The following is a 15978-nucleotide window of genomic DNA, read 5'->3' on the forward strand; positions in this document are numbered from 1 at the left end:
ATGTTCAGCGGCAAATCAATCTTCATCTCTGGCGCGACCGGCTCGTTCGGTCGTCAGTTCATTCGCACGCTGCTGGAGCGTTATCAGCCTCGGCGCGTGGTGGTGTTCTCCCGCGACGAGCTCAAGCAGTACGAAATGCAGCAGGAATTCAATGCGCCCTGCATGCGTTATTTCCTCGGCGATGTGCGCGATGCCGACCGGCTGCAGCAGGGCATGCGCGGCATCGACTACGTCGTGCACGCGGCGGCGCTGAAACACGTGCCTGCGGCCGAATACAACCCGACCGAGTTCATTCGCACCAACGTCAATGGCGCTGAAAACATTATTGCGGCCGCGATTGCCAACGGGGTGAAGAAAGTCATCGCGCTGTCGACCGACAAGGCCGCCAGCCCGATCAACCTGTACGGCGCGACCAAGCTGCTGTCGGACAAACTGTTCGTGGCCGCCAACAACATCGGTGGGGAAGAGCAGACCCGTTTTGCCGTGGTCCGTTATGGCAACGTGGCGGGTTCGCGCGGTTCGATCGTGCCGTTCTTCAACAAGCTGATCGCGGGGGGCGCCAAGGAACTGCCGATCACCGATCCGCGCATGACGCGCTTCTGGATCACCCTGGATCACGGTGTCGACTTCGTCATGCAGAGTTTCGAGCGCATGCACGGCGGTGAAGTCTTCGTGCCGAAGATCCCTTCGGTGCGCATCGTCGATCTGGCGCACGCGATGGCGGCCGAGCTGCCGCACAAGGTGGTCGGGATTCGCCCGGGCGAAAAGCTTCACGAGCTCATGGTCCCGCAGGATGACGCCCGCATGACGCTGGAGTTCAGGGACCACTACACCATCGTGCCGTCGATCCGCTTCAACAACGTCGACACCGATTTCGCGGTCGACGCGACGGGCGAAAAAGGTCAGCCGGTGTCCGATGACTTCGAGTACCGCTCCGACACCAACCCCGACTTCATGTCGGTCCGCCAGATCGGCGATCTGCACGCTGCCATCCAGCCATGATTCCGTATGGTCGCCAGAGCCTCGATCAGGCGGACATCGATGCAGTGGTCGAAGTGCTCAAGTCCGACTGGCTGACGCAGGGCCCGACGATCGAGCGTTTCGAAGCGGCCGTGGCCGAGCGCTGTGAAGCGCGCTTTGGCGTGGCGGTCAGTAATGCCACGGCGGCCTTGCACATTGCCTGTCTGGCGGCCGGCCTGGGCGAGGGCGACGTGTTGTGGACCAGTCCCAACACGTTCCTGGCGTCGGCCAACTGCGGTCGGTATTGCGGCGCCGACGTCGACTTCGTCGACATTGACCCGCTGACGTGGAACCTCGATGCTCAGGCCCTCGAACGCAAACTCGAAGCCGCCGAACGCATCGGAACACTTCCCAAAGTGCTGGTGGCCGTGGCGTTTTCGGGGCAGAGCTGTGACATGCGCGCGGTGGCTGCGCTGGCCCGTCGTTACGAGTTTACGGTCATCGAAGATGCGTCCCATGCGGTTGGCGCGCGCTACGCCGGACGCCCGGTGGGCTGCGGCGAGTTCGCCGACATGACCGTGTTCAGCTTCCACCCGGTGAAAATCGTCACCACAGGCGAAGGCGGTTTGGTGCTGACCAATCGTCCGGAGCTGGACGAACGGCTGCGTCGTCTGCGCAGCCACGGCATGACTCGCGATCCGGCGCAGATGGACGAGCCCAGCCATGGGCCGTGGTATTACCAGCAAATCGAGCTGGGCTTCAATTACCGCATGACCGACATGCAGGCCGCGCTGGGTTTGTCGCAGTTGAACAAGCTCGAGGGATTTCTGGCCCGTCGTCGCGAACTCGTGGCGCGCTACCAGCGCCTGCTCGCCGATCTGCCGCTCACGTTGCCGACACTGCAAGCCGAGGCCGAGTCGGCATGGCACCTCTACGTCGTGCGCCTGCAGACTGAGCGTTTGACGCTCGGCCATCGCCAGGTGTTCGAAGGCTTGCGTGCGGCGGGCATCGGCGTCAACGTGCATTACATCCCGGTGCATCTGCAGCCTTACTATCGGGACCTTGGGTTTGTGGCGGGTGACTTCCCCGAAGCAGAAGCCTATTACGCGCAAGCCATGAGTCTGCCGCTGTTCCCGGCGATGACCGATGCTCAACAAGACTATGTGATCGATCAGCTCAAGCGGCTATTAGTCGTTTCTGATGTGATCGTTGCTGAATAGACGGACGCAAGACATGCGTGATCTGAGTGAACAAGAGCAATTCTGGCAAGGCGATTTCGGCGATCAGTACGTGGAACGCAATCAGGGGCACGCGCTGGTGTCGGCCAACGTCGCGCTGTTTGCCAAGGCGCTGGGGCGTGCGCACGCGCTCAAGAGCGTGCTTGAACTGGGTACCAACACCGGCAACAACTTGCTGGCGCTGAGTCAATTACTGCCGACCTGTGAATTCAATGGTGTCGAAATCAACGCCAAGGCGCACGCACAGGCGCAATCGCTGAACATTGGCGACATCTGGCAAGGCTCGCTGTTCGACTTCCCGCGAGAGCGCCGGTATGACCTGACCCTCACGAAGGGCGTGCTGATTCACCTGGCGCCCGAGCTGCTGAGCAAGGCGTACGACCAGCTGTATCACCTCAGTTCGCGCTATGTGTTGATCGCCGAGTATTACAATCCGGCGCCGGTGGAAGTCTCTTATCGCGGTAACAGCGGCAAGCTCTTCAAGCGGGATTTTGCGGGCGAGATGTTGGATCGTTTTGCCGATCTGCACCTGCTGGATTACGGCTTCGGTTATCACCGTGATCCGCAGTTTCCGGTGGACGACATCACCTGGTTCCTGCTGGAAAAGCGTCCATGAGCGCGGTGGCGATCATTCAGGCGCGCGGCGGCAGTCAACGGATTCCTCGCAAGAATCTGAAGCTGTTCAACGGCGAGCCTATGATCGTCGGGTCGATTCGCAAGGCCTTGGCCAGCGGACTGTTCGAGCGCGTCGTGGTCAGCACCGATGACGATGAAATTGCTGACGTGGCGCGTGCCCATGGTGCAGACGTGCCGTTTCTGCGGCCTGCCGACCTGGCCGATGCCTACACCGGCACGGCGGCGGTGATTCAACACGCGATTCGCGCCCTCGATCAACGCTACGATTTCACCTGTTGCCTCTACGCGACCGCGCCGCTGCTGCAGACGCGGTTCCTGCGCCAGGGTTTGCATGCGTTGCAGGCTGCACCTGAGAAATCCTATGCCTTCTCGGTGTGTGGTTTTGGCTTCCCGATTCAACGGGCGCTGCTGATCAATAACGATGGCAGCCTGGATGCCATGCACCCCGAATACCGTAATGTGCGCTCCCAGGATTTGCCGGCGGCCTACCAGGACGCCGGGCAGTTTTACTGGGGTCGCAGCGACGCGTGGTTGCGTGGCGATGTGATTTTTTCGTCGCAGAGCCTGCCGGTGATCCTGCCACGTCATCTGGTTCAGGACATCGACAACGAGGAAGACTGGGTGCGTGCCGAATACCTCTATGCAGCGCTCAAGGCAGGCGGAGAGTTGGAGCCGTGAGGGTCCTGATTCGAGCCGACGCGTCGATTGCCATTGGCAGCGGCCATATCGCGCGCTGCCTGACGCTGGCGAATGCCTTGCGCGAAGACGGCGCCGAGGTGGTATTCGCCTGCCGGCAATTGCCCGGACACCTGCTTCAGCGTCTGAGTGATCAAGGGTATCTCGCCCTTGGGTTGCCTGATCGTTATCCGCAGGAGGCGTCTGGTGCTGGCATCGAAGCGCTCTTGCCTTGGCAGGCCGACATTGATGCCCTGGCGAGTGCGCTGGGCAACGAGCGACGCTTCGACTGGCTGATTGTCGATCACTATGGGCTGGATGCACGATGGGAGAGGGCCGCCCGCCAGTTCGCCGATCACCTGATGGCCATTGACGACCTCGCCAATCGACCCCATGCGGTGGACGTGCTGCTGGATCAGAATTACTCCGCACAGGCGCAGGATCGTCCTTACGCGCAGTGGCTCGAGGGCGCCTGCAAGACCTTCCTGGGTCCACGTTTTGCGTTGATGCGGGATGAGTTTCAGTGCCAGCCGATTGTCATCAAAGCGCGCGTTGAGCGGGTAATGGTCAATTTCGGTGGCTTCGATGCGGCGCGTCAGGTGTACGCGACGATGCTGGCTTTAAGCGACTTCGACGATCTGCAGGTGGATTTCGTCGCGGGCCTGCACAACCCCGAATGGACCGCCATGAGCGAGCAGGCAAAGGCCCGCCCGAACTGGCGGCTGCACACCTTGGTCAGTGATTTTTTTGGCTTGATGCAGCAGGCCGATCTGTTCATTGGCGCGGGCGGTGGCACCACGTGGGAGCGTGCGGCGCTAGGGTTGCCTACGATCTGTATGACCGTCGCCCACAACCAGCAACTCAATGCGCAACTACTGGCGAAAGCCGGCGGCCATCTTTACCTCGGCGCGCATGACACCCTCGATCCGCAACGGCTGGTCGACGCTGTCGCGGTGCTGCGGGATAACCGCGAATTGCGCCAGAGTCTTGCCGAGCGTTCACGGGCGCTGGTAGACGGCAAGGGCGCGCAACGTCTCGCGGTCGCACTGGCAGCGCCGGTCCTGGCGCTGCGTCAGGCCACCGAACGGGACGCCAGGTTGCTGTTTGAAGGGCGCAATGCTGCGCATGTCCGGCAGTGGGCCTTCAACGCCGACCTGATCGACTGGGACAGCCATGTCGCCTGGCTTGCGAGCAGCCTTAATAATCCACAGCGACTGATCCTGATCGGCGATACCCCAAGAGGGCCGGTCGGCATGGTGCGTTACGATCGCGAAGGCGACAGCGTCGAGGTGTCGATCTATCTGTTCGAAGGCCATGCCGGCGTCGGTTGGGGGCAGGTTTTACTGGCCAGTGGCGAGCGCTTTCTGCGACGCCACTGGCCGGATGTCCGCCTCATTCAGGCACAGGTGCTGGCTGACAACGCCGTGTCCGTTTCTCTTTTTCAAAAGGCCGGGTACGCCCAGGCCGAGCGTCATTTTCAGCGAGTGCTCAACGATGAATAGTTTCAAGATCGGTTCCAGACCCATCGGCCCGGACGCGGCGCCGTTCGTCATCGCGGAAATGAGCGGCAACCATAACCAGTCGCTGGATCAGGCGCTGCGCATTGTGGAAGCGGCCGCGAAGGCCGGGGCTCACGCGCTCAAGCTGCAGACCTACACCGCGGACACCATGACCCTGGACATCGCTGAGGGTGAGTTCTTCATCAAGGACCCGAACAGCCTGTGGGCCGGTTCGTCCTTGTACGCGCTGTATGAGCAAGCGCACACCCCCTGGGAGTGGCATGCGCCGATTTTCGCCCGCGCCAGGGAACTGGGGTTGCTGGCGTTCTCCACCCCGTTCGATGAAAGCGCCGTGGACTTTCTCGAAAGCCTCGACGTGCCGGCCTACAAAATCGCCAGTTTCGAGAACACCGACATCCCGCTGATCCGCAAGGTAGCGGCCACCGGCAAGCCGATGATCATTTCCACCGGCATGGCCAGCATTGCCGAGCTCGACGAAAGCGTGCGTGCCGCGCGCGAGGCCGGGTGCAAGGACCTGGTATTGCTCAAATGCACCAGCACCTACCCGGCGTCGCCAGAAAACAGTCACATTCGGACGATTCCGCATTTGGCGGGGTTGTTTGGCTGTCAGGTCGGGTTATCCGATCACACCATGGGCGTAGGCGTGTCCGTCGCGGCGGTCGCGATGGGGGCGACGGTCATCGAAAAGCACTTCACCCTGGACCGTGCCGACGGCGGCGTGGACGCGAGCTTTTCGCTGGAACCCGCGGAAATGGCCAGCCTGGTGGTTGAGACCGAACGGGCCTGGCAAGGCCTGGGCCACGTGCAGTACGGCGCGACCCAGGCTGAGCAGAAATCGCTGGTGTTCCGTCGCTCACTCTACGTGGTGCGGGACATCGCAGCGGGCGAAGCCTTCAGCAAAGACAACGTCCGCGCGATCCGGCCAGGTCTGGGCCTGGCCCCCAAACACATCGACAAGGTCATCGGCCGCACCGCCCGCCATGCCCTCGCGCGCGGCACGGCGCTGAGTTGGGAGTCGGTTGGCTAGGAGCGTGGTGTGTCAGGCACTGAGGACGTCAACAACCTATCGCATGTGTCCAAACGCTACCTGCACCAAAACCGCGTCTCTGATCGGGATCGAATCCGTGACGCTTTCATGTCTATTCCCTGTCTGAAAGGCAATCGACCCTTGCACCGGACCCATCGGTCAGCTAAAAGCTTGTAAAACTTTTGGTGACCTGTGAGTCATAACGGGCATCTTCACTGTATCGTGCTTGCAGGCGATGAAGGCATCAGGCTGATTTCAGAGACTTTCTGAAGCGGCCAGAGTCTTCCGGTTGCCTTTTTTTTCGGCTTCAAGCCCCGGATTTTCAATGCCCCGCCTTTGGGCGATGGGTGATGTTCAGCAGTTTTTGATTGGGAAGCCATGATGATTGGCATTAAAAGCATAGCGAGTTACGTGCCAGCAGCCGGCGTTGACAATTACGCGCAGGGTGCCAAATTCGGGAAGGATGAAGACTTCATCCTCGGCAAGATCGGTTCTGCTTTTCTGCCACGCAAGGACGATGCTCAGGAAACCTCCGACCTGTGCGTCGAAGCGGCCAACCAGCTGTTCGCCAACAATCCTGAGCTTTCGCGCGACGCCATCGACGCGGTGATCGTGGTCACCCAGAACGGTGACGAAGAAGGCTTGCCGCACACCGCTGCCATCGTTCAGCACAAGCTCGGCCTGCCGACCCATGTGGCGGCGTTCGACATTTCGTTGGGCTGCTCGGGTTACGTTTACGGTATCTATGCGCTCAAAGGCTTCATGGAAGCCGCTGGCCTGAAAAACGGCCTGCTGATCACCGCTGACCCTTATTCGAAGATCGTCGACCCGGAAGACCGCAACACCACGATGTTGTTCGGCGACGCCGCGACCGCCACCTGGATGTGCGACGGCGCGCCGTGGCAACTGGGCAAAGCCAAGTTTGGCACTGACGGCGGTGGCGCCGAGTTTCTCAAGACCACCAATGGCGCGTTCTTCATGAACGGCCGTCAGGTGTTCAACTTCGCGCTGGTCAAGGTCCCGGCGCACCTGAACGAACTGCTGACCGATTCGGGTCTGCAATCGACAGACATCGACGCGTTCTGTATCCACCAGGGCAGCGCCGCGATTGTCGACGCAGTGGCCCGCCGTTTCGAAGAAGGCAGCTCGCCTGAAAAGTTCGTCAAGGACATGCTGGAGACCGGCAACACCGTGTCGTCGAGCATTCCGCTGCTGCTGGAAAAACACGTGCTCAACGCGACCTGGAAGCGCGTGGCACTCAGTGGTTTCGGCGTAGGCTTGTCTTGGGGTTCGGCGATCATTTATCGTCCTTGACCCTGACCTGCTTCTGATTGAGCCCACACAAACGGCGACACTGGATTTCAGGTCGCCGTTTTCATTTCTCCCTTTTTTATAAGGACAGTCGCGGTGGACGAGATTTATCAGCGCAACAGCGCCGTTTTGGCGCAACGCTGGCCCGCAGTCATGCAACGCCTGTCCGGCGAAGATCCATCCTCTGTTCCGGCTCAATTGCTCGAAGGGCAAGGCTCGACCCTTAGCGTTGCGGGCATCCAGCTCACCAGCCGCCACGACCGCCTCGCCGAAGCGCAGATACAGGCGGACAGCCTTCCAGTAGAGAGTCCCGTGATTCATCTTTACGGCACCGGGCTGGGGGATTTACAGCGCGTGCTCTTGGCCTGCGACCGTCTGCAGCAGCTGTATGTGCACATCCTCAATGGCGCGCTGTTCGCCCTGGTGATGCAATTGCTTGAGCAAAGTGACTGGCTCAGCGACCCCCGCGTGGTGCTGGACTACGCCGATGCACGTACGGAAATCCAGCTACCGTTCTTCGCGCTGCCCGCCGAGTTGGTGCTGGCCGACGATGCCAATGCGCGAATCCGCGATCGTCTGGTCAGTGAAGTGCATGTCGATTTCAATAATCAGGAGTTTTCGCCCGACAACCCGGAAAACGTCCGGCGACTGGAGCAGGGCAGAGCGCTGTTGGAGAGCGACACCGACGTCGCGGCGCTTTTTGGTACTCAGGCCGGGCGAGACGTGTTTGTCATCGCCACGGGTCCGAGCCTGCAGCAGCACCTGCCGCGCTTGTCTAGCACCTTTGAGCGTGCTGATCGGCCGCTGTTCATCTGTGTCGACACCGCGTATGTGCCACTGCGCAAGCAAGGGATCAAGCCGGATCTGGTGGTCAGCATCGACCACCGCATCACCTCCCGTCATTTGCCTGCTGACGATACTCAAGGCATCGCATTGGTCTACCTGCCACGTCAGGAAGCTGCGATGCTTCAGGCATGGCAAGGACCGCGCTACGTCGGCTATTCCACCAGCCCGGTCTACTCGCGAATTCGTCAGCAGGTCCCGCGCGCCAACTTGCATGTGGGGGGCAGCGTGATTCACCCGGCCATCGACCTCGCGGTCAAAATGGGCGCGACGCGCATCACCCTGTTTGGCGCCGACTTCGCCTTCCCCGGCGGCAAAACCCATACCGGGTGGCAGGACGGGGACCTGGGGCCAGAAATGAGCATCGCCAGGCATTGGGTGTATGACGGCCGCGGCAACAAGGTCAAAACGCAGCTCAACTTTCGCAGCTACTTGATCGAGCTGGAGCGCTACATCGCGCTGCACCCCGACGTGCACTTCTTGAACACCAGCCGTGACGGTGCCCTCATTGCCGGCACCGAGTTCGACCCGGAGTGGACCGCGCCATGACTTCCCATGCTCAAATCATCGCCGACGCACAGCACTGCGCCCGCCTGTTTCGCCTCGGGCGCGATATTGAAGCTGCGTTGAACATGGTCGAACTGATCGATACTGCCATGCCGCTATCAACCCGATTAGCGCCTGAACAAAAGGCGGAATGGACGCTCGTCCTGAGCGAAATATTGCGCTGCCAGGAACGGCAGGACTGGTTGGGGGTCGCAGACTGGCTCGAAGTTGAGTTCGTAGCGCTGTGTCGAGTCTGATGTTTCCGGTCAGTTATCAATAAAGGAAAGTTCCGACATAACGGTTGCGTGACATACGAATAGACGGCCTTGAATGGCCGTTTTTTTTATGTTTTTTTTAACTGAAACAATTGAATGAGTTAGCTTGATTATTCCCCTTCATCTGTCGTGGAGGCACGGCGTAGCCCGCTGGCAAGTTACTAAAGGCCTTTTTTGAATCGTCGATAACGAAACTGTAGGTTTTCCGGGAGAAATGGACTTCCCCGCTTTTTTGAAAACCTGCCGTTTCTATCAACGAGGGAATTCAAAATGGCTTTAACCGTTAATACCAATATTGCGTCGTTGTCTGTTCAGCGGAATTTGAACAAGTCTTCTGATTCGTTGAGCACTGCGATGACCCGCATATCTTCGGGTCTTCGGATCAATAGCGCCAAGGATGATGCTGCCGGTATGCAGATAGCCAGTCGCCTGACCACTCAAGCGAGAGGCTTATCGGTGGCGACCCGCAATGCTAACGATGCAATATCGGTTATCCAGACAACAGAAGGTGCATTGTCACAAACATTAAATACCCTGCAACGGATGAGAGACCTCGCCGTGCAAGCCAAGAATGGAACCAACACGGCTTCTGATCGACTGGCCTCTCACAAGGAGTTTGAACAAGCTTCTGAAGAGTTGACCCGGCTAAGCAAAAGTACGAAGTTCGGGAAAGATCTCAACCTGCTGGATGGCAGTGCAGGAAGCCTGACCTTTCATGTGGGGGCCAATACAGGAGAGCATGAAGAAATTCAGATAGTTCTGGATCAGGATTATTCCACTAAATCCCTGTTCGCTGCTGCTGCGGACCGAGCGGCAGAAACTGCGGAGGTTGCAACGGCGACAGCACCGATGAAGGTGGGGAATAAAGACATCAAGGCTGGCGATGATTTGACGCCTAAAATTGACGGCACTGGGATTTATGAGGGGGTGACTCGAGCGGATCCCCTCAAGCCCACAAAGGAAGAACTCGCGCTGGAAGCTGCAGTGGCCAACAAGAACATCGACGAGGCTATCATCCAGATCGACAGCGCCATTGCCAGAGTCACTGCAGGGATGGCTGACCTGGGCGCGAAGCAAAACCGTCTCACGACGACGGTGGCCAACATAAGCAACATCATCGAAAACGTCACAGCGTCTCGTGGCCGTATTGAAGACGTCGATTTCGCCGCCGAAACCGCTGAACTGACCAAACAACAAACCCTCCAGCAAGCCTCAACCGCCATCCTGGCTCAGGCCAATCAGCTGCCCGCTGCGGTATTGAAGCTGCTTCAGTAACCGTCCGTCCGCTACAGGACCTTGACCTCCGTGCACGTGAGAGGGCGTGTACGGAGAAATTAATCATAAGAATCATAAGGTTATCGTTCTGGTTAAAGATTGCGATGGTCACGCCGAAACGCTGTGTAACCCCCGTCAAAAGCAGGGGTGGCGCTCTGGTGGCAAAAAATTTTCAAATTGTCCTCAAGCTCCTTCCAGATACGACGATAAACATTACGAAGGTTCTCTAGGCCACACCCGGCGCTTGCCAGGGCCGGAAAGCCGCAGTACCCAACCAACGAGGAATTCATCATGGCTTTAGGCGTAAACACTAACGTAGCTTCCCTGGCTGTTCAGAAGAACCTGGCCAAAGCTTCCGATGCACTGTCGACTTCGATGACTCGTCTGTCTTCCGGTCTGAAAATCAACAGCGCTAAAGACGACGCAGCCGGCCTGCAGATCGCTACCCGCGAAACTTCGCAAATCCGTGGTCAGACCGTAGCAATCAAGAACGCCAACGACGGCATCTCGATGGCTCAGACCGCTGAAGGCGCTCTGCAAGAGTCGACCAACATTCTGCAGCGTATGCGTGAACTGGCTGTTCAGTCGCGAAACGACACTAACGGCACTGCTGACCGTACCGCTCTGAACGCCGAATTCGGTCAGATGTCCGACGAACTGACCCGTATCTCGGCTTCCACCAACCTCAACGGCAAAAACCTGCTGGACGGTTCGGCTGGCACCATGACCCTGCAAGTCGGTTCGAGCACTGGCTCGGCCAACCGCATCGACCTGGTTCTGAGCTCCAAGTTCGACGCCACCTCGCTGTCGGTTGCCAGCGGTTCGGTTGCCATCACCGGCACCAGCGCCACTGCGTCCACCAACATCGACAACGCGATTACCGCGATTGACGCTGCTCTGGCAACGATCAACGCCACCCGTGCAAACCTGGGTGCTTCGCAAAACCGTTTGACCAGCACCATTTCCAACCTGCAAAACGTCAACGAAAACGCCACCGCTGCACTGGGTCGTATTCAAGACACCGACTTCGCCGCTGAAACCGCTAACCTGACCAAACAACAGACTCTGCAACAGGCTTCCACTTCTGTTCTGGCCCAGGCTAACCAGCTGCCATCCGCTGTACTGAAACTGCTTCAGTAATATCGGTTAGAGTTTTAGCGGGGGAGTGTGCTTGCGTGCTCTCCCGCTTTTTACTTTTAGAGGTGAGTGGACATGGACATTAGCAACCGGTTGAGCACGGTCTATCCTCCGGTGCAGTCGTTGCCATCGGTGCCTGTGGTTGCTGACAAGCAGGCCGTGGCGCCTCAAGTCGTTTCTGCGCCCGCAGCCTCTGCGAAGTCGGATACGGCAACGAGTAAAGACGCTGACCCTGAAGAGAAGTCAAAAGACTTGAAAGCTGCTGTGCAGGAAATGGAAAAGTTCTTTCAGTCGGTTCGCCGCAATCTGGAATTCTCGATCGACGAGGGATCCGGCCAGGTGGTCGTGAAGGTTATTGCCACTGAAACGGGCGAGGTGGTGCGGCAATTGCCGTCAGCCGAAGCTCTGAAAATCGCCGACAGCCTGAAGAATGCAAACAGCCTGTTGTTCGACGCAAAAGTGTAAATGGCATGAAACGTGAACGCAGTTCTTCTGAGCTGGAACGTAGTCAAAAGACTGACTCAAACTGAAAGGAGACACAAATGGCTAGTCCAATCACCCCTTCAACCGGCCTGGGATCTGGCCTGGCGATCGGGGATATCGTCACCGCGCTGGTGAACTCCGACAAGCTCGCCAAGCAGACTCAGATCACCACACAGACCAAGCTGGTCACCACCAAGCTCTCTGGGATCGGAACGCTGAAATCAGCGATGTCGGCCTTTCAGACATTGTTGAAACCACCGACCGGCACCACCAGCACTCTGCAGTTCGCAGGCTACGCGGCCAAGTCGTCTGACGAAACCAAAGCAACTGTAACGTCCGACAACAGTGCAGTTCCGGGTAACTACACCGTCAAGATCAACAAGCTGGCCACCAGCTCCAGTGTGGCGACCGCTGCATTTTCTGGCGGCGCTGACAGTGCCATTCCGAGTGGCAATCTGACCGTCACTCAAAATGGCATTTCCAAAAGCTACACGATCCCGACAGGCGCGACGTTGGCCTCGGTCGTCAAGCAGATCAACGCCGACACCAAGACCACGAACATCAGCGCCAACATCATCACCGACGCCAACGGTTCACGCATGGTGTTGGGCTCGAGCACAACCGGTGCGGGTTCGGACATCACCACGAGCAGTGATATCACCGGCTTTACCATTGCATCGGGTGTGGCGATCAACACCGCATCAGCGACCTCTGCCGGTTACATCGGTAGCCCGCCGATCAGTGCGGACGTCGATATCAACGGTTTCAACGTGATCAGCAAGAGCAATACCGTCGACAAGACGCTCGGCGGTATTTCGTTGCAATTGGTGGCAGTGGGAACGACGACAGTCAACGTATCGACCAACACCGATGGACTGAAGACGTCCTTGCAGGCGTTCATCGACTCCTACAACGCCGTGGTCAAGGCTATTTCCACGGTGACCAAGGCCACCGTCAGTGATACCCCGGACCCTACGACCGGGGCGACCGTTACCCCGGCTGCCTTGACGGGCGACGCTATGCCTCGTTCGATCCTGTCGGCTATGCGAAACGAGTTAGTGACAACGGGCGCCACGGGTGATCTTTCTGTATTGTCGCAGTTGGGCATTACCACGACCCAGTCAGACGGCACCCTGTCGCTTGATGCCACCAAATTCAGCGCGGCCATGGACAAGGGCCTGGCCGGCGATGTGCAGCAGTTGTTCAGCGGCACCGGCGACGGTTCCAACGGTCTGATTGCGCGCATGAACGCGGCCATCACGCCTTATACCCAGACGGGTGGCATTTTTGACACGCGTACCACGAGTCTGAACAAACAGCAGAATGATCTGCAGGACCAGCAAGCTGCGCTGGACCTGCGTGTCACCAACCTGACCGCTACCCTGACCGCCAAGTACAATGCCATGGACTTGCTGGTAGGGCAGCTCAAGGCCTCTGCGACCAGCATCACGTCGTTCTTCGACTCGCTGAACGCGCAGAAAAGTGGCTGATCATTGAAATAAAAACAAGGACCCGGCCCAGTGCCGGGTTTTTGGCATCTGGCCTTAAAGTTTCTCAAGGCCGTGTCGATACCCTGAATATAGAAACTTCGAGTTGTGTGAGGTAAGAACATGAACCGGATGGCAGCCCTTCGGCAGTATCAGAAGGTCAATTCACACGCACAGACCGCCGTGGCCACGCCGCACCGTCTGGTGCAGATGCTGATGGAAGCGGGACTGGACCGTATCGCCCAGGCCAAAGGTGCGATCGAGCGCAAAGACGTGGCCGCCAAGGGCACGTTGATTGGCAAGGCCATCGAGATCGTGGGTGGCCTGCGTGAAGGCCTGGACATGGAGAAGCAGGCAGAGGCCCTGGCCCATGTCGACAACCTGTATGTGTACATGATGAAGCGTCTGGCGGAAGCCAACATCAAGACCGACCCGAAAATCCTCGACGAAGTCAGCGGTTTGTTGACGACCGTCAAGGAAGGTTGGGACGGGATTGGCGATCAGCAGCAAGCGCTGTAAGGAGATAACCATGAGTGCTGCACTCAAGCGAATCGAAGAAACCCGCGAAGCTTTGGTCGATGCCCTCGCCGAGCGAGATTGGGAGGCGATCGGCAAGCTCGATCTGGCCTGCCGTGCCTGCGTCGACGAAGTCATCCGCGAGGCGACTGACGACGAGCCTGAAGTGCGCAGCAATCTGGAAGAGTTATTGGGCGTGTATCGGCAGCTGATCGATATCGCTGCGGGGGAGCGTCAGGCGATTGTCGATGAAATGTCGCAGATCCAGCGAGCGAAAAGCGCTGCAAAGGTTTACCATCTGTTTGGTTGACGCTTGGTTGATCTAAAAAATTTGTGCGCCATAAAATTGACTGTGTACGGTTTTTTGACTTAACTAGTGATGTTCACTAATTTCTGGTTGATGTAGCGTCCTGCGGACAGTACAAATGCCAAGCTTGCCCCTGATGGGCATCGAGTTGACTAGGGAAGTTGCTATTGCATGTGGCGTGAAATCAAGATTCTGCTGATCGATGACGATAGCCAGCGCCGCCGTGACATGGCGGTGATTCTGAATTTTCTCGGCGATGAGAACCTGTCCTGTTCCAGCACTGACTGGCAGCAAGTCGTAGGCTCTTTGACATCCACTCGAGAAGTTCTCTGCGTGCTGGTCGGCTCGGTAAATGCGCCGGGCAGTCTCCAAGGGCTGCTTAAGACCGTCGCTGCATGGGATGAGTTCCTTCCTGTCCTGCTGATGGGCGAAAATTCTTCTGCCGAGCTGGCCGAAGACTTGCGTCGGCGCGTGCTGTCCACGGTCGAAATGCCGCCCAGCTACAGCAAATTGCTGGATTCCCTGCACCGTGCCCAGGTCTATCGTGAAATGTACGATCAGGCCCGCGAGCGCGGCCGTCAGCGCGAGCCCAACCTGTTCCGCAGCCTGGTCGGCACCAGCCGTGCGATCCAGCACGTGCGCCAGATGATGCAGCAAGTGGCCGACACCGACGCCAGCGTGTTGATCCTGGGCGAGTCGGGCACTGGCAAGGAAGTGGTTGCACGTAACCTTCACTACCATTCAAAACGTCGCGACGCGCCGTTCGTCCCCGTCAACTGCGGTGCGATTCCGGCAGAGCTGCTGGAAAGCGAACTGTTCGGCCACGAGAAAGGCGCGTTCACCGGTGCGATCACCAGCCGGGCAGGGCGCTTTGAGCTGGCGAACGGTGGCACGCTGTTCCTTGATGAAATCGGTGACATGCCGTTGCCGATGCAGGTCAAGTTGCTGCGGGTGTTGCAGGAACGCACCTTTGAGCGCGTGGGCAGCAACAAGACCCAGAGCGTCGATGTGCGCATCATTGCAGCGACCCACAAGAACCTCGAAGACATGATCGAGACCGGTGGCTTCCGTGAAGACCTGTACTACCGCCTGAACGTATTCCCGATCGAAATGGCGCCGTTGCGTGAACGCGTGGAAGACATTCCGCTGCTGATGAACGAGCTGATTTCGCGCATGGAGCACGAAAAACGCGGTTCGATCCGTTTCAATTCGGCCGCCATCATGTCGCTGTGCCGCCACGGCTGGCCGGGCAACGTGCGTGAGCTGGCCAACCTGGTGGAGCGCATGGCGATCATGCACCCCTACGGCGTGATCGGCGTTGCCGAACTGCCGAAGAAATTCCGCTACGTCGACGATGAAGACGAGCAACTGGTGGACAGCCTGCGCAGCGATCTGGAAGAGCGCGTGGCCATCAACGGTCACACGCCCAACTTCGCCAACAGTGCGATGCTGCCGCCCGAAGGCCTGGACCTGAAGGACTACCTCGGTGGTCTGGAACAGGGCTTGATCCAGCAGGCGCTGGACGATGCCAACGGTATCGTGGCCCGCGCCGCCGAGCGCTTGCGTATCCGCCGCACCACGCTGGTGGAGAAGATGCGCAAGTACGGCATGAGCCGTCGCGACGGCGACGATCAGGTCGACGACTGACACTCGTTTGACGCGCCAAAAATAAGCCGCTGATTTTTCAGCGGTTTTTTTTCGGCACGAGGATTGCTAAGTCTCTTGCAACATACCGTTTACTG

General features: G+C 58.6%; 16 protein-coding genes. All 16 read left to right on the forward strand.

Features of this window, described 5'->3' with window-relative positions:
- Positions 1 to 1002, forward strand: a complete 1002-nt coding sequence (gene pseB, locus ABDX87_RS22525; RefSeq protein WP_346829852.1) for a UDP-N-acetylglucosamine 4,6-dehydratase (inverting) — start codon at positions 1 to 3, stop codon at positions 1000 to 1002.
- Positions 999 to 2180, forward strand: coding sequence for a UDP-4-amino-4,6-dideoxy-N-acetyl-beta-L-altrosamine transaminase (pseC, locus tag ABDX87_RS22530; RefSeq protein WP_346829853.1), 1182 nt, complete (start codon positions 999 to 1001; stop codon positions 2178 to 2180). The genes pseB and pseC overlap by 4 nt, the downstream gene beginning before the upstream one ends.
- A 13-nt stretch (positions 2181 to 2193) precedes the next feature.
- The gene (locus ABDX87_RS22535; protein ID WP_346829854.1) at positions 2194 to 2814 is read left to right on the forward strand and encodes a pseudaminic acid biosynthesis-associated methylase; all 621 of its coding nucleotides are present in this window, start codon (positions 2194 to 2196) and stop codon (positions 2812 to 2814) included.
- Entirely contained in the window at positions 2811 to 3512 is a 702-nt protein-coding gene (pseF, locus tag ABDX87_RS22540; protein WP_346829855.1) for a pseudaminic acid cytidylyltransferase, read from the forward strand. Before ABDX87_RS22535 ends, pseF begins: the two co-directional genes overlap by 4 nt.
- Positions 3509 to 5011 carry a UDP-2,4-diacetamido-2,4,6-trideoxy-beta-L-altropyranose hydrolase gene (gene pseG, locus ABDX87_RS22545; RefSeq protein ID WP_346829856.1) on the forward strand — a complete coding sequence of 501 codons (1503 nt, stop codon included), beginning with the start codon at positions 3509 to 3511 and terminating at the stop codon, positions 5009 to 5011. Before pseF ends, pseG begins: the two co-directional genes overlap by 4 nt.
- Positions 5004 to 6056: a pseudaminic acid synthase gene (pseI, locus tag ABDX87_RS22550; RefSeq protein ID WP_346829857.1), complete on the forward strand. Its 1053-nt coding sequence runs from the start codon at positions 5004 to 5006 to the stop codon at positions 6054 to 6056. Before pseG ends, pseI begins: the two co-directional genes overlap by 8 nt.
- 381 nt (positions 6057 to 6437) lie before the next feature.
- Positions 6438 to 7370 carry a ketoacyl-ACP synthase III gene (locus ABDX87_RS22555; protein ID WP_346833594.1) on the forward strand — a complete coding sequence of 311 codons (933 nt, stop codon included), beginning with the start codon at positions 6438 to 6440 and terminating at the stop codon, positions 7368 to 7370.
- Between the two features lie 93 nt (positions 7371 to 7463).
- Entirely contained in the window at positions 7464 to 8759 is a 1296-nt protein-coding gene (locus ABDX87_RS22560) for a motility associated factor glycosyltransferase family protein (protein ID WP_346829858.1), read from the forward strand.
- Positions 8756 to 9013, forward strand: coding sequence for a hypothetical protein (locus ABDX87_RS22565; RefSeq protein ID WP_346829859.1), 258 nt, complete (start codon positions 8756 to 8758; stop codon positions 9011 to 9013). The genes ABDX87_RS22560 and ABDX87_RS22565 overlap by 4 nt, the downstream gene beginning before the upstream one ends.
- Before the next feature lie 288 nt (positions 9014 to 9301).
- Entirely contained in the window at positions 9302 to 10306 is a 1005-nt protein-coding gene (locus ABDX87_RS22570) for a flagellin (RefSeq protein ID WP_346829860.1), read from the forward strand.
- Between the two features lie 291 nt (positions 10307 to 10597).
- Positions 10598 to 11446, forward strand: a complete 849-nt coding sequence (locus tag ABDX87_RS22575) for a flagellin domain-containing protein (protein WP_346829861.1) — start codon at positions 10598 to 10600, stop codon at positions 11444 to 11446.
- A 72-nt stretch (positions 11447 to 11518) separates the two neighbouring features.
- The gene (locus tag ABDX87_RS22580) at positions 11519 to 11908 is read left to right on the forward strand and encodes a flagellar protein FlaG (protein WP_346829862.1); all 390 of its coding nucleotides are present in this window, start codon (positions 11519 to 11521) and stop codon (positions 11906 to 11908) included.
- 77 nt (positions 11909 to 11985) lie between these two features.
- Positions 11986 to 13416: a flagellar filament capping protein FliD gene (gene fliD / locus ABDX87_RS22585; protein WP_346829863.1), complete on the forward strand. Its 1431-nt coding sequence runs from the start codon at positions 11986 to 11988 to the stop codon at positions 13414 to 13416.
- A gap of 120 nt (positions 13417 to 13536) precedes the next feature.
- Positions 13537 to 13932 carry a flagellar export chaperone FliS gene (gene fliS / locus ABDX87_RS22590; protein WP_346829864.1) on the forward strand — a complete coding sequence of 132 codons (396 nt, stop codon included), beginning with the start codon at positions 13537 to 13539 and terminating at the stop codon, positions 13930 to 13932.
- A 10-nt stretch (positions 13933 to 13942) separates the two neighbouring features.
- On the forward strand, positions 13943 to 14239 hold the full coding sequence (gene fliT / locus ABDX87_RS22595; protein ID WP_346829865.1) for a flagellar protein FliT: 297 nt from the start codon (positions 13943 to 13945) through the stop codon (positions 14237 to 14239).
- A gap of 168 nt (positions 14240 to 14407) precedes the next feature.
- Entirely contained in the window at positions 14408 to 15883 is a 1476-nt protein-coding gene (locus tag ABDX87_RS22600) for a sigma-54 dependent transcriptional regulator (protein ID WP_346829866.1), read from the forward strand.
- Positions 15884 to 15978 lie beyond the last annotated feature (95 nt).

Source organism: Pseudomonas abietaniphila (genome assembly GCF_039697315.1).
GTDB lineage: Bacteria > Pseudomonadota > Gammaproteobacteria > Pseudomonadales > Pseudomonadaceae > Aquipseudomonas > Aquipseudomonas abietaniphila_B.